General features: G+C 71.7%; 16 protein-coding genes and 5 tRNA genes. 15 read left to right on the top strand and 6 right to left on the bottom strand.

Translation table 11 applies throughout. The features are described from left to right. Window positions 1-26: 26 nt before the first annotated feature. A tRNA-Val gene (locus JOD95_RS02155) sits at window positions 27-99 on the bottom strand. 454 nt (window positions 100-553) lie between these two features. Here JOD95_RS02155 and JOD95_RS02150 point away from each other — a divergent pair. The 3 genes from JOD95_RS02150 (at window position 554) to JOD95_RS02140 (ending at window position 901) form a co-directional block, all read left to right on the top strand. Then, a tRNA-Gly gene (locus JOD95_RS02150) sits at window positions 554-625 on the top strand. A gap of 82 nt (window positions 626-707) precedes the next feature. Then, window positions 708-781: transfer RNA gene (locus tag JOD95_RS02145), tRNA-Cys, on the top strand. 45 nt (window positions 782-826) lie between these two features. Then, a tRNA-Val gene (locus JOD95_RS02140) sits at window positions 827-901 on the top strand. 128 nt (window positions 902-1,029) lie between these two features. On the opposite strand, the gene JOD95_RS02135 is transcribed toward JOD95_RS02140, so the two are convergent. Continuing rightward, complete coding sequence (locus tag JOD95_RS02135; protein WP_209682684.1) at window positions 1,030-1,287, bottom strand: hypothetical protein; 258 nt, start codon at window positions 1,285-1,287, stop codon at window positions 1,030-1,032. 48 nt (window positions 1,288-1,335) lie between these two features. Here JOD95_RS02135 and JOD95_RS02130 point away from each other — a divergent pair, with 48 nt between their 5' ends. Next, window positions 1,336-1,764, top strand: a complete 429-nt coding sequence (locus JOD95_RS02130) for a helix-turn-helix domain-containing protein (protein ID WP_209682681.1) — start codon at window positions 1,336-1,338, stop codon at window positions 1,762-1,764. Window positions 1,765-1,774: 10 nt separating this feature from the next. Here the strand turns inward: JOD95_RS02130 and JOD95_RS02125 are convergent, their stop codons facing one another. Then, window positions 1,775-2,464, bottom strand: a complete 690-nt coding sequence (locus JOD95_RS02125) for an SDR family oxidoreductase (protein ID WP_209682678.1) — start codon at window positions 2,462-2,464, stop codon at window positions 1,775-1,777. Window positions 2,465-2,658: 194 nt separating this feature from the next. On the opposite strand from JOD95_RS02125, the gene JOD95_RS02120 reads away from it, so the two are divergent. From JOD95_RS02120 to JOD95_RS02105, 4 genes are all read left to right on the top strand, one after another. Then, complete coding sequence (locus JOD95_RS02120; protein WP_209682675.1) at window positions 2,659-4,608, top strand: alpha/beta hydrolase; 1,950 nt, start codon at window positions 2,659-2,661, stop codon at window positions 4,606-4,608. Then, window positions 4,596-5,117 carry a hypothetical protein gene (locus JOD95_RS02115; protein ID WP_209682672.1) on the top strand — a complete coding sequence of 174 codons (522 nt, stop codon included), beginning with the start codon at window positions 4,596-4,598 and terminating at the stop codon, window positions 5,115-5,117. The genes JOD95_RS02120 and JOD95_RS02115 overlap by 13 nt, the downstream gene beginning before the upstream one ends. Before the next feature lie 167 nt (window positions 5,118-5,284). After that, window positions 5,285-5,653 carry a hypothetical protein gene (locus JOD95_RS02110; RefSeq protein WP_209682669.1) on the top strand — a complete coding sequence of 123 codons (369 nt, stop codon included), beginning with the start codon at window positions 5,285-5,287 and terminating at the stop codon, window positions 5,651-5,653. A 126-nt stretch (window positions 5,654-5,779) separates the two neighbouring features. Beyond that, window positions 5,780-6,145 carry a hypothetical protein gene (locus JOD95_RS02105; protein ID WP_209682666.1) on the top strand — a complete coding sequence of 122 codons (366 nt, stop codon included), beginning with the start codon at window positions 5,780-5,782 and terminating at the stop codon, window positions 6,143-6,145. A 58-nt stretch (window positions 6,146-6,203) separates the two neighbouring features. Here the strand turns inward: JOD95_RS02105 and JOD95_RS02100 are convergent, their stop codons facing one another. Further along, entirely contained in the window at window positions 6,204-6,410 is a 207-nt protein-coding gene (locus tag JOD95_RS02100; RefSeq protein ID WP_066654223.1) for a hypothetical protein, read from the bottom strand. 292 nt (window positions 6,411-6,702) lie between these two features. Here JOD95_RS02100 and JOD95_RS02095 point away from each other — a divergent pair. After that, window positions 6,703-6,774: transfer RNA gene (locus JOD95_RS02095), tRNA-Gly, on the top strand. 84 nt (window positions 6,775-6,858) lie between these two features. Here JOD95_RS02095 and JOD95_RS02090 read toward each other — a convergent pair. Further along, window positions 6,859-7,656 (bottom strand): FAD-binding oxidoreductase, encoded by a 798-nt coding sequence (locus tag JOD95_RS02090; RefSeq protein WP_307810344.1) that lies wholly within the window; start codon window positions 7,654-7,656, stop codon window positions 6,859-6,861. Continuing rightward, a complete protein-coding gene (locus tag JOD95_RS02085; protein WP_209682664.1) occupies window positions 7,653-8,246 on the bottom strand; it encodes a molybdopterin-dependent oxidoreductase in 594 nt (197 codons plus the stop codon). Before JOD95_RS02085 ends, JOD95_RS02090 begins: the two co-directional genes overlap by 4 nt. 249 nt (window positions 8,247-8,495) lie before the next feature. Here JOD95_RS02085 and JOD95_RS02080 point away from each other — a divergent pair, with 249 nt between their 5' ends. Genes JOD95_RS02080 through JOD95_RS02055 form a run of 6 tightly spaced genes read left to right on the top strand, consistent with a single transcriptional unit; the run spans window position 8,496 to window position 16,494 of the window. Next, the gene (locus JOD95_RS02080) at window positions 8,496-10,097 is read left to right on the top strand and encodes an ABC transporter substrate-binding protein (protein ID WP_209682662.1); all 1,602 of its coding nucleotides are present in this window, start codon (window positions 8,496-8,498) and stop codon (window positions 10,095-10,097) included. Then, window positions 10,094-11,095, top strand: a complete 1,002-nt coding sequence (locus JOD95_RS02075) for an ABC transporter permease (RefSeq protein ID WP_209682659.1) — start codon at window positions 10,094-10,096, stop codon at window positions 11,093-11,095. The genes JOD95_RS02080 and JOD95_RS02075 overlap by 4 nt, the downstream gene beginning before the upstream one ends. Further along, the gene (locus JOD95_RS02070; protein ID WP_209682656.1) at window positions 11,092-11,970 is read left to right on the top strand and encodes an ABC transporter permease; all 879 of its coding nucleotides are present in this window, start codon (window positions 11,092-11,094) and stop codon (window positions 11,968-11,970) included. Before JOD95_RS02075 ends, JOD95_RS02070 begins: the two co-directional genes overlap by 4 nt. Then, window positions 11,967-13,799, top strand: coding sequence for an ABC transporter ATP-binding protein (locus JOD95_RS02065; RefSeq protein ID WP_209682654.1), 1,833 nt, complete (start codon window positions 11,967-11,969; stop codon window positions 13,797-13,799). Before JOD95_RS02070 ends, JOD95_RS02065 begins: the two co-directional genes overlap by 4 nt. Beyond that, complete coding sequence (locus tag JOD95_RS02060) at window positions 13,796-15,841, top strand: CocE/NonD family hydrolase (protein WP_209682651.1); 2,046 nt, start codon at window positions 13,796-13,798, stop codon at window positions 15,839-15,841. Before JOD95_RS02065 ends, JOD95_RS02060 begins: the two co-directional genes overlap by 4 nt. Beyond that, on the top strand, window positions 15,838-16,494 hold the full coding sequence (locus tag JOD95_RS02055) for a TetR/AcrR family transcriptional regulator (protein WP_251160230.1): 657 nt from the start codon (window positions 15,838-15,840) through the stop codon (window positions 16,492-16,494). Before JOD95_RS02060 ends, JOD95_RS02055 begins: the two co-directional genes overlap by 4 nt. Window positions 16,495-16,499: the final 5 nt, after the last annotated feature.

Below are 16,499 nucleotides of genomic sequence, written 5' to 3'. Positions count from 1 at the left end.
TGTTCTTCAGGCCCTGAATGGGCACGTGGGCGATACCAGACTCGAACTGATGACCTCTTCGGTGTGAACGAAGCGCGCTACCAACTGCGCCAATCGCCCCCTGCACTTGCGTGCCAGTCGATAGTAGCGGACGTTCGGGCCTGCACCGAACACGGCGCGTCACCCGGGTGTGGCGCGGGTGCCCTCGGTGCCCGTGCGTCGTGCCTGGTGCCTTGTGCGTCGTGCTCGTGCGTGGTGCCTGGTGCGTCGTGCTCGTGCGTGGTGCTCCTGCTCGCGCTCGTGCTGATGCGTGCTGGCGCCGGGTGAGAACGGGCGTACCTGATGGGAACGGGCGTACCTGGTGCTCCGCGACGACCAGGTACGCCCGTTTCCACAGTGCACTGCGGCCGTCATGGGAAAGAACGGGCACTCGAAAAGCCCCGCGATCCGCATGAACGCGGGGGACACGCCCGGTGAACGAGGAGGATTTTGGCGGAAGGCGTCCGGTTCGTATAGAGTTCTTCTCGTCGCCGCGACAGCGGAGAGACAGGAGCGGCCCTCGGGTCGCCGAAATGCGGATGTGGCGCAGTGGTAGCGCATCACCTTGCCAAGGTGAGGGTCGCGAGTTCGAATCTCGTCATCCGCTCGAGTGTGGGAGTCTCCGGACGACCACGACTCACCAGAGGGTATCCCACCGTTCGGGTACTCACGGAGACGTGAACCTCGATGGTGGGGTGGCCGAGAGGCTAGGCAGCGGCCTGCAAAGCCGTCCACGCGGGTTCGAATCCCGTCCCCACCTCCAGCAACACCCTCCAAGATCCTGCACGACCCTGGTCAGCAGATCTCTGGGCGATTGGCGCAGCGGTAGCGCGCTTCCCTGACACGGAAGAGGTCACTGGTTCGATCCCAGTATCGCCCACCATCCGAGAACCCCCGCTCCGGCGGGGGTTTTCTCGTTCCTGCGGTCGGAACACGGGATCCGCGACGACACCCCTCCATCGCCCGTGGCCGTCGCCGAGGTGGTGGCCGTCGTCGGCCGGTCGGGAACGACTACTGGACGATGTGCAGTGCCCTGAGCCGGTCGACGGGGCCGACGGCCCAGCACCGCTTGCCGAGTCCGGAGGCGATGCCTGCTTCGACGTGCGCGGCAGCGCCCGCAGGGAGCACGAGCACGAACTCGTCGGCGGCCCGGAGCGCGGCGAGGTCCTGTTCGAAGCGCTTCCGCACCGCCGTCGAACCGAGCGCAGCGTCATCGGCACCTCCTGGGACCGCGAGGACGGCGGCCTCGTCGTCGTCCTCCGCTCGCACGAAGGTGCCCGGACCACCTTGTACGGTGTCGGTGACGAGGAGGATGCCGTGACCGTGGAACGGGTGCTCGCCGGTCCGTGCGTGGCGTGGCCGGAGGACAGCAGCTTCATCCGAGAGGTCCTGGACCGCACCGGTGACAAGTGGACCGTGCTCGTGATGACCACGCTCGGCGACCGGACCCTGCGCTACTCGGACCTGCTGGCGAGCATCCCCGGCATCTCGCAGCGGATGCTGACCGTGACACTCAAGGCACTCGAGCGCGACGGACTCGTGGTCCGGCAGGCCCCCGCGGAGATGCCGCCCCGGGTGGACTACGGCGTGACCGACCTGGGTCGGTCGTTGCAGGTCGCGGTGATGCAGCTGGCGCAGTGGGCTGCAGAGAACCACGCCGCCGTCGCCGCGAACCGGGCGCTGCACGAGCGGATCGGAGTCGGCCGGGCACGGTCCGTCGACGCGGACACGCACCCGGCCGGATGACCGCATGCGCCTACCCCTCGATGACGATCTCGTGGGTGGAGCGTCCGGTGTGGAGGTCCCAGTAGCGCGGAGCGATCTCGGACGGGGACAGGCTCGGCACGTGGTGGTCCGCGGGCTTGCTGTCGGTCACCCACACCCCGATCGCGACGTGCGCGACGTGGACACCGGTGTCGTCGGCGTCGAGGGCGGCACCGAGGTTGAGCGCCCAGTTGCGCAGCGCCGCACCGCCGACGGTGACGTTGCCGAACATCGGCGCCGGTCGGACCGAGCCCGCGCCGGTGGTGACGATGATCGTGCCGGCGCCGGCTGCACGCATCGCGGGCAGGACCGCCTCGACCGCGGACATCCCGCCGTAGAGGGAGTACTCGATCTGCGGCTGCACGTTGTCCGGGGTGGTCGACCGCACGTCTGCGGGGGCGAGGGCACCACCGGTGGTGTCGGCCGGGGAGTACTCCAGCACGTCGACGGACCCGAAGTGCTCGGTCGCAGCCCCGAGCGCTGCGGTCAGGCTCGGCCGGTCCGTGACGTCAGCGGCGAACCCGGCAGCGGTGATGCCTTCCTCACCGAGCTGCGCGGCGAGCCGGTCGAGCTTCTCCTGGGTGCGGGAGACCAGCGCGACGGAGAAGCCCTCGTGGCCGAACGTCCGGGCGATGGCGAGACCGAGGCCGGGGCCGGCTCCGATGATGGCGATGGTGGGCATGGGCTGCTCCTGTTCTGTTGCGGCCGCGGGCGGCTCGCGGCGGGTTCCTGACGGGTGGGCCTGCGAAGGTGCGTCCGAGGAGTCTGCGTCGCGACGAGAGCCCGTACAAAAGGCACATCGAGGTGCGCACACGTGCGGGTGGGCCCGCACGTCCCGGGCCGATCTGCGTACAGTGGACCCGCAAGGGGGAGCGCATGGGGGACATCCAGTACGACGAAGCGGCGGCGAATGCCGTCGTCAGGGCAGCCAGCGCGGCCGCCGATCGCCTGCGCGGGCAGGGGGCAGCGCGTCGGAGCGCCGCCGAATCAGCCCTGGACGACTTCCGCGGCGCGTACGCGAAGCGCTTCGAGGAGTCGGTGCAGATCGAAGCCGACGACCGGCCGAAGCTCACGTCCGCGCTCGACGACCTCGTCGAACAGGTGACCGAGGCCACCGCTGCAGCGGAGCAGGAACGGCAACGCCGTGAGCAGCTCGCGGCGTGGCAGCTCCGGCAGGACGAGCGGGACCGCCAGGTCGCGGCCGATCCGCTCGGATTGCGCGGGAGTCCGTCGCTCGGTGTCTTCGACTTCAAGCCGTCGGAGACGCCGATCGCTGCGCCGACCATCACTGTGGCATTCTCGGCGCGGGGTCGGACCCGCACCGGTGGCGGGACGGCAGAGGGGACGAGCTCAGCTGTCCCCGGTTCGCTCCGGTCCTTCGCGAGCGACAGCCGCGCCGCAGATCGCGCCGCGGAGGAGAAGCTCACGACGCTGCGGACCGCGTGGCACGGCTTCACCGGGAGCTGTGGCTGGGTGCGCATCGCGAGCGCGTCGTTCTTGGCGGGTGCGGACCGGCTGCTCGACGAGAACCGCGAGGATGCAGCGTGGCTCGAGCGGATCGCCGACGCCTTCGACCGGGCCGGTGGTTCCGGCGAGCTCTCGAACGCGACACTCGACATCGCAGCACCGGCCGACCTGCCTCCGGCGCTGCAGCAGATGCTCGATCCAGACCTGACCGCGAGCGAGGTCGCGGCACTCTGGGCACAGCTCGGATGGTCGTCCTCCCGCAGGCAGGACGTCCGAGCGCTGCCCCTGCCGGTACTCGCTCGCCTCGGTAACCTCGAGGGTGTCGCCTACTGGGCTCGCGACACGGCGAACCGCACCGTGCTCGACGCCCGGATCACCGAGGCTGAGCAGGAGGTGGAGGCGCTGCAGTCGACGATCGCGTACGACAACGGGACGGCTTGGGGTCGGGCGTCGGAGAACCTCGAGGCCCTGCGCGCGATCGAGACCGCGAGTCGACCGAGTGACGAGACGAAGGGGCGGCGATTCGTGATGGCGCTGACCGACGACCGCCCACCGCTGGCTGCTGTCTCGATCGGGGACCTCGACACGGCGCAGAACGTCACGTGGGCCGTTCCCGGAATGGGCACCACCGCGAAGGACATGGTGGGGTGGACCGAGGGTGCGCAACACCTCTACGACGCGCAGGAAGGGCTCGGACCTGCAGACCGGGCCGTCATCGGGTGGATCGGGTACGAGACGCCCCCGCAGCCCGTGATCAGCGGCAAGCTCGACTTCGGCGTGCTCGGGAGCGACTACGCCAAACCGGGCGGTGACAACCTCGCCGCTTCGATCAAGGGTCTCGACGCGGTCCGCGCCGGAGACATGCCGACGACGAACGTGGTCGCGCATTCCTACGGCACGACCGCTTCAGCGTACGGCCTGACTCAGGAGGGCATCCACGTGGACACCTTCACGTCCATCGGTTCAGCCGGGCTGCCGAACTCGGTCGACAACGCGGACGACCTGAACGCCGGCCATGTATACGCCGCTCAGGCACGCGATGTCTGGCTGATCGACCCGGAGAAGGGGGACCAGTGGGCCTGGACCGGTCGCTTGAGCGCCGAGCACGGCCAAGACCCCACGGATCCGGACTTCGACGCCACCGTGTTCGGAGCTGACGGCACCGAGGGCCTCAACCCGGTGGAAGACCACGGAACGCTCACGGAGTCGAAGCGCGGTTATCTCGACCAGAACACCGAATCCCTGCAGAACATCGCCTTCGCGACCACCGGACATCCGGAGGACTTGACGAAGCGCAAGGACCTCGGCCCGACACAGTTCCAGCAGTCCCTTCTGGAGAACCCGCAGTGGACCCTTTGAAACCACACGAACCGGCCCGCGTCAGCGGCAGACTGCGCAACGTCGTCGTCGTGCTGCTGGCGACCACGTCGATCCTGTCAGCATGCAGCGCTGACCCCGGAGGAGAGAGCATGAAACCGTCCGAGGCAAAGAAGTCGATCGTCGATGTGGTCGAGCACACGACGAAGTCGATCGGCGGCGACTGGAACGTGTACAGCGGTCCAGCGGCAGAGAGCTGCGACCGTCCCGGCGCTGGGTCTGGAGCTCGTTGGAGCTACATCGTCGAGCGGAAGGCGCTGGACGGAGTCGACCCGGCCGCTGATGTCGAACGGGTCGAGCAGGCCTGGAAGGATCAGGGTATTGCCGTCGAGCGCTTCGAGAGCGGATCGGCGGATCCCCTCCTCGGCGTTCGAGGTAGCGGGGGCCCGGTGACCTCGATCGGGTTCAACGCCTTCCCTCAGCGCTACAGCGTGACCGGCGAGTCGGTGTGCTTCGACGGGGATGTCGACGATCTCCGCGGCGCGGGCTGACGCGGCCGCACGACGTGACGACGACGCGCACGGGGCGTCTGGCCCGAAGGAGCACCGCAATCGCCGTGGTCGCAGTCTTGTCGACGACACTGACCAGCTGCGCTCGCAGCACAAGTTCTGACGGCGGTAGTGCAAACCCATCGGTTGCCAAGAAGACCGTCGTCGACGTGGTCGAGCGCTCGACCGCCGCGGTCGGCGGCAGTTGGCAGGTCTACCGGGGCCCCGCCGTGGAGCCGTGTGGCGATGCGCCGGAGCGCGTGCGGTACGTCTTCATCATGGAACGAACGGCCGCGGCGGAAGGCCAACAGGCGGACATCGATGCTGTGAAGGACGTTTGGAAGGACGAGGGTATCGAATTCTTCGATACTCGGACCGATGGCGACGACCCCGTACTCGGTATCCGCGGCAAGGGCGGCCCGGTCACTTCGATCGGTTACGACGCGCGCCCGGCCCGGTACAGCATCTCGGGCGTGTCCACCTGCGCGGTAGGTGACGCTTCGCATCTCCGCGACGAGGAGTTCCCGGCTGCCCGGTGACCGGCGTCGCGACGCGGGCTGCGGAACGTCGGACGGCGCGTTCAGCCGGGCGATGTGCTGTCCCGGTGTACGGACACGCGGAGCGCGGCGCGCACCGTGTTGGTACCGCCAACGGAGGGGGAACAGATGAAGGGCGACCAGCGTCGCGATCCAGGCACCGACCGGGACCGACGGACCTACCGGATCGTCTCCCGCATCGGCTTCACCGCTGCTCCGGCGATGTTCTTCCTGCCGCTCCTCGTCCCGATGTTCTCCGGCGGCTACCGGTCGTGGCCGATCGTCTGCATGACGGCGGCGTTCGCGGTGCTCGTCTCCGCGTCCTCGTTCGCCGCCATGGCGAGCACGCCACCTGACGGGAACCCCGGGGCGCACCAGCTGTGGGCGATCCCGGTCGCCGTCGTGGCCCTGCTGCCCGGGGCGGTCCTCTCCTCCGGGCTGTACCTGACGGTGGTCGCCCTGCTGAGCCAGGCAGCTGCGACAGCGCCGGGCTGACGGAAGACGCCCGCCTGACAGGACACGCCAGCCCGACGACGGGCGCGGACGGTGCTCGTCAGACCGGACGGTAGATCGCGATCGGGGGAGCGGACGGGTCGCCGTCGTCGTGCGCGTCGCCCGTGGCGAGCCAGGTGCGACCCTCGTGCTCGATGGTCGTCGGCAGGTTGCCGTGCACGAGGATGCGGACGGCCGGCGAGTCGCCGTCGATCAGGTCCACACCGTGTGCCTCGGTGCCACCGGGGTTGTCGTGCACGTAGCTCATGCCCCGAGTGAACCCGGTCGGCCTGGGAGTCCGGGACCGTCCGGCCGCTCGCAGGGTTCGGGTCGCCGCGATCGGCCGGACGAGGGGTGGGTGGCCCCCGGCGCCCTGCCCGGACGGACTCGGGGCACCGAGGAAGCATCCGGAGCCGACGGCGGCTCGGATCGGTCGGCGCCCAGAGGCTTGCGGTTTCCCGCAATCCCGCACCCGACGGCGATCGACGGTGCGTGCGACGCGCCCGGCTGCGCCGTGGATCTCGGTCGCGGGAACGGTTCGGGGTAGAGTGTGGGTGTACGCGGATGTGGCGCAGTGGTAGCGCATCACCTTGCCAAGGTGAGGGTCGCGAGTTCGAATCTCGTCATCCGCTCGGAACACGAAGGCCCTGGTCACCGACCAGGGCCTTCGTCGTCTCAGGCCCGGTCTCCTCGGAGAACCGGGACGACCAGGACTGTCACGCGCCGCCGAAGCGCTCTGCTCGCACGTCGGACAGGTCGTGGCCGAGCTCGCCGAGCCACCGCAGCACCTGCTCGACGAACGGGGTCGATCCGCAGACGTACACGAGCGCTCCGGACCCGGGCGGCAGGACGGCCCGGTCGAGTCGGTCCCGTGTGAGACGCCCCACGGGTTCGTCGGACCCCTCCGGAGCGCGTCGGCTGTACACGTGCGTGACCTCGAGCGGCGCGGCCGCGCGCAGGGCGTCCGCGAGCTCCTCGCGGAAGAACACGTCCTCCGGCGTGCGGGTGGCGTACAGCAACCGGAACGGCGTCCGGTCGGCAGCCTCGGCGTGTGCGGTGACCATCGGGAGCAGCGGGACGATGCCCGACCCGCCGGCGATCAGCTGCACGGGCCTCGTCGACGCGCCGGGTCGCCACACGAACCACCCGCCGAGGGGCCCGTGCACGTCGAGGGCGTCGCCGACCTCGATCGCGTCGACCAGGAACGGGGAGACCTCGCCGCCCTCGACCCGGTCGACCGCGAGCGTCACCCGGGTGCCCGCACCGGACGAGGCGATCGAGTAGGAGCGCGACGCCTGGTAGCCGTCCTCGGCGGTGAGGCGCAGGTCGAGGTGCTGCCCCGGGTCGTTGCCCGGCCAGGTCGGGACGTCGAGGACGATGCGGCGCGCGACCGGGGTCTCCGGTGCGACGGAGGCGACGGTGGCGGCGTGCCAGGCCGGCCGTCTGCGGGCGGGGGCCGACGCGCTCGGGGCGGTCCGCGCCTCCAGGCCGTCGACGGGGGAGGGACCGCTCACCAGTACCGCTCCTCCTTCCAGGGGTCGCCGTGCATGTTGTAGCCGGCGTTCTCCCAGAAGCCCGGCTCGTCCTCGGCCTGCATGACGATGCCGCGCACCCACTTCGCGCTCTTCCAGAAGTACAGGTGGGGCACGAGCAGGCGGGCCGGGCCACCGTGCTCGGGGATGAGGGGCGCGCCGTCGGCCTCGAAGGCGATCCACGACCGTCCACCGAGCAGCTCGGCGCGTGGCACGTTGGTCGTGTAGCCCCCGAAGCTGTGCACCGTGCAGAAGTCGAGCGAGGTCTCGACGTCCGCGAACAGGCGGTCGAGGGAGACGCCACGCCAGGGCATGTCGAGCTTCGTCCAGTGGGTGACGCAGTGGATGTCGACGGTGACGTCCTCGACGCCGAGGGCGTGCACCTCGTCCCAGGTCCAGGTGCGGAGCCCCGTCTCGGTGCGGATGGAGAAGCTCCAGTCGGCCGGCTCGATGTCGGGGGTGGCCCCGGCGGAGAGCACCGGCCAGTCGCGCACGAGGGTCTGTCCGGGCGGGATGCGCGGGTCGTCGCGGTCGTCGCGGCGGCCGCCGAAGCCCCGGGTGAACGTCGCCATGGAAGCTCCTCGTCTCGGTGCGGCGGCTTCCCGCCTTCCCGCTCGGTCCGGCGCTCCCGCGGACCCGCCGTGTAACGGATCGGTAAACACTGGAGCGCGTCGTCACCAGCGTACCGATGCCCTCGGATCGGTGCGCCCACGGGCATCGAGGGGGCGCCGGGCGGCCGTCGGGCCGAGGAGCGGGGCTCGCGCTCCGAGCCGGCTCCCTCTATCGTTCACCGGAACGATTACCAGGAGGGGTCACCCCGAATGCAACCCATCGTCCACGACGACCGCGACGTCCGCGGTCCCAGCCGGCGCACACTGCTGACCGGTGCCGCCGGGCTGGCCGGGCTCGGCCTGCTCACGCTCACCGGGTGCAGCTCCGGCGCGGCAGCCGGCACCGCGGCGTTGCCCGAGGCCGCCGCGACCGGCGCCACCCGAGCGGGGGGACGGCTCCGGGTGGCACGCCCCGCTGCCTCCGCCGCGGAGACGCTCGACTCGGCCAGCTCGCTGTCCGCCTACGAGTACCTCGGCGCCCTGTACAACCGGCTGGTCAGGCTCGACGAGCAGGGGACGACCGTGCCCGACCTGGCCGAGGAGTGGTCCGCGAACGCCGACGGCACCGAGTGGACGTTCCGTCTCCGGCGTGGCGTGCGCTTCCACGACGGCGCACGGTTCACCGCGGACGACGCGATCGCGAGCATCCGGCACATCCTCGACGAGGCGACCGCGTCGCCGCAGGCCGGGGTCCTCGGTGAGGTCATGGACGCCTCGTCGATGACCGCGGTCGACCCGTACACGCTCCGGTTCGCGCTCACGAAGCCGAACGCCGAGTTCCCGTCGCTGCTCACCGCCTACCAGTGCTACATCGTGCCGGCGGGCGCCGTCGCGGACATCGGCCGGACGGGCATCGGCACCGGTCCCTTCCGCCTCTCGTCCTTCACGCCCGCCGGTGCCGGGAGCGTCGAGGCGTTCGAGGACCACTTCGCGGGTCGCCCGACGCTCGACGGCATCGACTTCTTCTCCGTCCAGGACACCACCGCGCGCGTCAACGCCCTGCTCGCGGGCCAGGTCGACCTCATCTCGCAGACGAACCTCGACTTCGCCACCGCCCGGGTCGTCGCGGCCTCCGACCGCGCGACGATCGCCCGCTCCACGAACGCGCAGTGGTACACGATCCCGATGCTCGCGACGAGCGACGAGTTCGCCGACCCGAGGGTTCGACAGGCGATGAAGCTCGCGTACGACCCGCGCACGATCGTCGACACGGCCCTGCAGGGCACGGGGGCGCCCGGCTGGGACAACCCGGTGCCGCCGCAGCTCGCCGCCTTCGTCGACGAGCACCGCGAACACGACCCGGACAAGGCGCGCGCACTGCTCCGGGCCGCCGGTGCCGAGGGGCTCCGCACGTCCATCTACACGTCGTCCTACGAGTCGGTCTTCACCCCGTTGGCGGTGGCCTACCGCGACGCGGTCGCCGACGCGGGCATCCGGCTGACGATCCGGAACGCGAGCGCCGACTCCTACTACACCCAGATCTGGATGCAGAAGCCGCTCATGGTGAGCTACTGGTTCACCGGGCGACCGATCGACCAGCTGCTCAACCAGATCTTCCGCACCGGATCCTCCTACAACGAGAGCGCCTGGTCGAACCCGACCTTCGACACGCTCCTCGACGACGCCCGCGCCGAGATGGACGACGCGAAGCGCCGGACGCTCTACCAGGACGCCCAGCGGCTCGTCGTCGAGGACGGCGCCGACATGACCCCGATGTTCGGGGACCGCCTGGTCGGGCTGTCCCGCGACGTCGTCAACTACTCGGAGTACGGCTTCGAGTTCGACTGGCTCCGGATCGGACTGCGCCGATGAACGTCCTCGTCCCCGCCCTCCGTCGACTCGGCATCGCCGTGCTGACGGTGGTCCTCGCATCACTGTTCGTGTTCCTCGCGGTGCAGGCGCTGCCCGGCGACGTCGCGCAGCAGCTGCTCGGGCAGAACGCCACGCCCGAGGCGGTCCAGCAGCTCCGGGCGACCCTCGGGCTCGACGAGAACGTCTGGCTCCGGTACCTGCAGTGGCTCGCCGGCGCCGCACACGGCGACTTCGGCACGTCGCTCGTCAGCGGCGAGCCGGTGGCGCCGACGCTCCTCACGGCGTTCCGGAACAGCATGCTCATCGCCCTCCCGGCGATGCTGGTCGGCGTGACGCTGTCGCTCGCGCTCGGCGTGCTCGCGGGTGTCCGCCGCGGTCGTGCGACCGACCGGGTCGTCTCGACCGTCAGCCTCCTCGTGATGAGCGTCCCCGAGTTCATGGTCGCGACCGTCCTGGTGCTGCTGTTCGCGATCGGCCTGCCGGTGTTCCCGGCCGTCGTGCTCCGCGGGAGCGACGCCACCGTCGCGGAACTCCTGCCGACCGTCTGGCTGCCGATCGTCGTGCTGACGCTCGCGATGGCGGCGTACATCCTCCGCACCGCGCGCTCGTCGACCATCGACGTGATGGCGTCCGAGTTCGTGACCACCGCCGAGCTCAAGGGCCTGACGATGCGCAGGGTGGTGTGGAAGCACGCACTGCCGAGTGCGCTGCTGCCGACGCTCAACGTCATCGCGCTCAACGTCGCCTGGCTGCTCGGCGGGGTGGTGGTCGTGGAGAACGTCTTCAACTACCCGGGCATGGGCAAGCTCATGCTCGAGTCGGTCTCGAACCGCGACCTGCCGACCATCGAGGCGATCGCGCTCCTGAGCGCCCTCGTCTACGTCGTCTGCAACCTCGCGGCCGACCTCGTCGCCCTCGCACTCGACCCGAAGCTCCGTACGCGGCAACGCCGCACCCGGACCCGCCCGGTCCGCAGCACACGGAAGGCCCACGCATGACCGCCGTCGCCCCAGGCTCCCGCAGCGTCCTCGGCGCGGCCGTCGCGCCGTTCCGCAGCTCGACGGCACTCGGCGTCGGCCTCGCGTTCATCGCCGTGCACCTCGTGCTGGCGGTGCTCGCGCCCGTCATCGCCGGACACGACCCCGTCGCGACGGACGCCGCGGACGTGCTCGCCGGCCCGAGCTGGGCCCACTGGCTCGGCACGGACCAGTACGGACGCGACCTGCTGTCGCGCACGCTCAACGGCGGCCGGTACGCGCTGCTCGTGACCTTCCTCGCCACCACCATCGCCGTCGCCGTCGGTAGCGTCCTCGGCTGCGTCACGGCGTACGCGGACAACTGGTTCGACGAGGTCGTCATGCGCGTGGTCGACGCGCTGCTCAGCGTGCCCTCGATCCTCGCACTCCTCGTCGTCGTGACCGTCTTCGACGCCGGACTCTGGGTCATCGTGCTCGCGGTGACCGTCGTCTACGCACCCGCCGTCACCCGCGTGGTCCGTGGTGCCGCGCGGACGGTGATCACGCAGGACTACGTCACCGCGGCCCGCGCCCGCGGCGAGCGCGCCGTGTCGATCGTGTTCCGCGAGATCCTGCCGAACGTGCTCGACGTCGTCCTCGTCGAGTTCGCCATGCGGGCGTCCTGGATCGTCCTGCTCGTCGCGTCGCTGTCCTTCCTCGGCTTCGGGGCGAACCCACCGACGCCCGACTGGGGGCTCATGGTGCAGGAGAACCGGACGGCGCTGACCGTGGTGCCGCTCGGCACCCTCGCGCCGATCGTGGCGCTGGCGACGCTCGTCGTCGGCCTCAACCTCGCCGCCGACGGGCTGGCCAAGTCGCTCGGCGTCGACCGCGCACAGCAGGGAGCGGGCGCATGACCGACCAGCAGACCGTCCACCGCCCGCAGTCGGGGGAGCCCGAGCAGCGGCCGCTCGTGCGCGTCGAGGACCTCGCCGTGTCCTACGCCGCCGGGCGTCGCACGGTGCCCGTCGTGCGCGGCGTGTCCTTCAGCGTCGCCGCTGGTCGCACGCTCGGCCTCGTCGGTGAGTCGGGCAGCGGCAAGTCCACCGTGGCCCGCACCCTGCTCGCACACCTGCGCGCCGGGTCGCGCATCACCGACGGCCGCGTCCTCGTCGACGGTCAGGACGTCTTCGCCCTCTCGGCCGCGGGGCGTCGGGCGCTGCGGGGCGGGACGGCCTCGGTGGTGGCGCAGAACGCCGGGCAGGCGCTCACCCCGTCGATGCGCGTCGGGGAACAGGTCCGCGAGGCCCTGCGCGCACACGGCGAGCCCGACGGGCCCGACCGCGTCGTGGAGCTCCTGCGGCTCGTCCGGCTCCCCGACCCCGACACCATCGTCCGGCGCTTCCCGCACCAGCTCTCCGGTGGGCAGCAGCAGCGCGTCGCCATCGCCATGGCGGTCGCCGCGCGCCCGCGCGTCCTGGTGCTCGACGAACCGACGACCGCGCTGGACGTGGTCACGCAGGCGGCCGTCCTCGACCTCGTCGCCGACCTGGGCCGCGAGCTCGGCATGGCCGTGCTGCTCGTGAGCCACGACCTCGGGGTGGTGTCCGCGATGGCGGACGAGATCGCCGTCATGCGCGCCGGTGAGGTCGTCGAGCACGCCGCGACGGCGGCGCTCTTCGCCGCGCCGCAGCACGAGTACACCCGCGCGTTGCTCGCCGCGGTACCGGACGGCCGACGGCCGGAGCAGCGACGGCCGGAGCAGCGACGGCCGGGAGGCGCGGACCGCCCCCGGCGCGACGCGCGCGTCCCCGGGACGGTCGCCGACACCGCGACCGGCAGCGCGCCTCCCGGGTCGCCGGTCGAGCCGGCGGTCGAGCGCCGCGTCGTCGACGCCCAGGACCTGGTGGTCCGGTACCGACGCGGCCTGCCGGCCGCCGTCGACGGTGTCTCGTTCGCCATCGCGCCGCGCGAGACCCTCGCGGTCGTGGGGGAGTCGGGCAGCGGGAAGTCCACGCTCGCGACGACCCTCGCCGGCCTCGTGCCCGCCGAGTCGGGCTCGTTCACCTACGACGACGGCACGGTGCGCGGTGACCTCCGCGAACCGGTCGCGGCGCGGTCGCAGGAGCTCCGACGTGCCGTGCAGCTCGTGTTCCAGAACGCCGACACCTCGCTCAACCCCCGTCGCACCGTCGGTGCTGCCGTCGGTCGGCCGCTCCGGCTGTTCACCGGGAGCTCCTCGCGGGCGCGCGTCGGCGAACTCCTCACGCAGGTCGGACTCGGCCCGGAGTACGCCGACCGGCTGCCGGCGCAGCTGTCCGGCGGACAACGGCAGCGCGTGGGCATCGCCCGCGCTCTGGCAGCCGAGCCCCGGCTGGTGATCGCCGACGAGATCACCACGGCGCTGGACGTGCAGGTCCAGGCCGGCATCCTCGCGCTGCTCGACGACCTCCGCCGCGAGCGCGGGCTGAGCTGCCTGTTCATCAGCCACGACCTCGCCGTCGTGCGGGGCGTCGCCGACCGGGTGGCGGTGATGACCGGCGGGCGCATCGTCGAGGTCGGCCCGACCGAGCGCGTCTTCACCGGGACGAACCACCCGTACACGCGCACCCTGCTGCGGGCGACGCTCGAACCGGGGCAGACCGAGCTCCCCGACGTCGGCGACGGCGTGCAGCGCTGGCGGGACGCCCCGGGCTGGACGGACCACGGCGACGGACACCGCACGAGGAACTGGGAGGACGCATGAGCACCCCGCACCTGACCGCGATCGGTCCCGACCCGCGGCTGCCCGAGGGCGTCACGGTCCGGGACGAGTGGATCCCGATGCCCGACGGCGTCCGGCTGCACGCGCGCACCTGGGCTCCCGCCGACCCCGACGGACCGCTGCCGGTGCTCCTGGAGTACCTGCCGTACCGGCTCGACGACTGGACCGCCCCCCGCGACTCCGAACGGCACCCCTGGTACGCGCAGCACGGGTACGCGTCGGTCCGGGTCGACATCCGCGGCACGGGGTCGTCGGACGGCTTCTTCGACGACGAGTACAGCGAGCAGGAGCTCCGTGACGGCGAGGCGGTCATCGCGTGGCTCGCCGCGCAGCCGTGGTCCTCGGGTGCGGTCGGGATGTTCGGCATCTCGTGGGGTGGCTTCAACGCGCTGCAGCTCGCCGCACGGGCCCCGGCGGCCCTGCGGGCGATCGTCACGGTGTGCTCGACCGACGACCGGTACGACAACGACGTGCACTACGTCGGCGGTGCGGTCCTCGGCATCGACATGACGGCCTGGGGCGCCACCATGTTCGCCTTCAACTCGCGACCGCCGCGTCCCGAGGTCGTCGGGCCGGACTGGGTCGACCGGTGGCGGGCACGGCTGGACCGGAACCGGCCGATGACCCCCGTGTGGCTGTCGCACCAGGAGCGCGACGACTACTGGCGGCACGGCAGCGCGGGTGAGGACCACTCGGCGATCCGGGCAGCGGTGCTCGCGGTCGGCGGGTGGGCGGACCCCTACCGGGACGCCGTGCTCCGCCTGGTGGAGCACGTCGACGCACCGGTGAAGGGCATCGTCGGGCCGTGGTCGCACCAGTACCCGGACCGCGGTCTCGCGCCGGGGCCGTCCATCGGGTTCCTGCAGGAGACGCTCCGGTGGTGGGACCGGTGGTTGAAGGACGTCGACACCGGGGTCGAGGACGACCCGGCCCTCCGCGCCTGGATCAACGAGGGCGAGGCCCCCGCCACCCACTACGCCGAGCGCCGGGGCCGGTGGGTCGCCGCCGAGGCCTGGCCGTCGACCGCCTCCGCCGACCGCACGGTCCCCCTCGACCTGCTGCGCGGTGGTGGGGACGGCCCGGTGGTCGTGCGGTCGCCGCAGCACACCGGGGTCGACGCCGGTCGGTTCTTCCCGTTCGGCAACGCCACCGACCTGCCGCCGGACCAGCGCGCCGAGGACGGCCGCTCGGTGTGCTTCGACCTGCCCGTCGACGAGGCGTTCGACGTCCTCGGCAACGTCACGGTGCGCCTCACCGTGACGAGCGACCTCCCGCGGGCGACGCTCACGGTCCGGCTGTGCGACGTCGCGCCGGACGGGTCCTCCACACTCGTGACCCGCGGCGTGTGCAACGCCGCGAAGCGGGCCGGAGCCGACCGTGCCGACCCGCTCGAGCCCGGCGTGCCGACCGAGCTGGACGTCCGGCTCGTCTCGACCGGACACCGCTTCGCCGCGGGCCACCGGGTGCGGCTCGCGGTGTCCTCGTCGTACTGGCCATGGGTCTGGCCGCACGGTGCCGCGGCGACCGTGACGCTCGACCCGGCGACGTCGTCGGTCACCCTGCCCACGTGGACGAGGGCGACGGACGACGGTGTGCGGTTCGAGGAGCCGGTCCGGTCGACCCCCCTCGCGATCGAGCTGACCTCGCCCGTCGACCCGCTGCCGCAGCGGACCGTCACGCACGACGTGGAGACCGGCGAGTGGACCCTCGACGTCGACCCGGGGTACGGCGGCGGCCGCGTCTACCCGGACGGGCTCGTCTTCACCGAGGACGCGCGCGAGACGTACCGGATCCGACAGGACGACCCGACGAGCGCTCGTGCCACCTCGCGCTGGGCGATCGGGCTCGACCAGCCGGATTGGGCGGCACGGGTCGAGACGACGTCGGACGTGACCGCGACGGCCGACGCCTTCCACCTGGTGAACACCGTCCGCGCCTGGGCCCGCGACGGCGCGACCGGAGCGCCCGAGGTGCTCGTCGCCGAGCACACCTTCACCGACGAGGTCCCGAGGACGTCGGCGTGACCGGGGCCTCCCGCGTCCGGCAGCGTCCGGAGGTGCGCCGGGCGATGATCGTCGACGCGGCGCGCGCGGTCATCGTGCAGCGCGGCGTCGGCGCGACGGGCCTCCGCGACATCGCGGCGGCGGCGGACGTGTCGGTCGGCACGGTGACCTACCACTTCGGCAGCGTCGCGGAGATCCTGAACGAGGTCGTCGTGCTCGAGACGGAGCGCTTCTACGGTGCGATCGTCGCCGCGGTGGACGCCGAGCCGGACCCCGTGGTCGGACTCCGCATGCTCGTCGGACCACTGTTCGGCGACACCGAGCAGGTCCGGCAGCACTGGCGCATCTGGTCGGACTACTGGACCGCCGTCGCCCGACGGCCGGAGGTCGCAGCGGAGTACGCCGAACGGATCCGCGTGTGGGAGGCGTGCCTCGTCCGTGTGGTCGAGCGCGGGCTCGCCGACGGCGTGTTCCACACCGACGACGGCCCGGAGGTCGTGGCGCTGCGACTCGCGGCCTACAGCGACGGTGTCGCGACGCAGATCGCGCAGGGCGTCCCGACCCTCACCAACGCGGTCGCGCTCGCGTGGATGTGGCGGTTCCTGTCCCAGGAGCTGGGGATCGACGCGGCGACGATCGCGGGCGCGGGGCAGGGGACCCCTGACGAGGGCTGACGTGC

The organism is Curtobacterium sp. 1310, assembly GCF_017834105.1.
Taxonomy (GTDB): Bacteria; Actinomycetota; Actinomycetes; order Actinomycetales; family Microbacteriaceae; genus Curtobacterium.
This window is presented reverse-complemented; position numbering and strand designations above follow the sequence as displayed.

Coding starts and splice junctions, on each gene's coding strand:
- JOD95_RS02060 (WP_209682651.1), top strand. CDS start 13,796: ATGAGCACCCCGCACCTGACCGCGATCGGTCCCGACCCGCGGCTGCCC.
- JOD95_RS02125 (WP_209682678.1), bottom strand. CDS start 2,464: ATGCCCACCATCGCCATCATCGGAGCCGGCCCCGGCCTCGGTCTCGCC.
- JOD95_RS02100 (WP_066654223.1), bottom strand. CDS start 6,410: ATGAGCTACGTGCACGACAACCCCGGTGGCACCGAGGCACACGGTGTG.
- JOD95_RS02080 (WP_209682662.1), top strand. CDS start 8,496: ATGCAACCCATCGTCCACGACGACCGCGACGTCCGCGGTCCCAGCCGG.
- JOD95_RS02075 (WP_209682659.1), top strand. CDS start 10,094: ATGAACGTCCTCGTCCCCGCCCTCCGTCGACTCGGCATCGCCGTGCTG.
- JOD95_RS02070 (WP_209682656.1), top strand. CDS start 11,092: ATGACCGCCGTCGCCCCAGGCTCCCGCAGCGTCCTCGGCGCGGCCGTC.
- JOD95_RS02120 (WP_209682675.1), top strand. CDS start 2,659: ATGGGGGACATCCAGTACGACGAAGCGGCGGCGAATGCCGTCGTCAGG.
- JOD95_RS02065 (WP_209682654.1), top strand. CDS start 11,967: ATGACCGACCAGCAGACCGTCCACCGCCCGCAGTCGGGGGAGCCCGAG.
- JOD95_RS02085 (WP_209682664.1), bottom strand. CDS start 8,246: ATGGCGACGTTCACCCGGGGCTTCGGCGGCCGCCGCGACGACCGCGAC.
- JOD95_RS02105 (WP_209682666.1), top strand. CDS start 5,780: ATGAAGGGCGACCAGCGTCGCGATCCAGGCACCGACCGGGACCGACGG.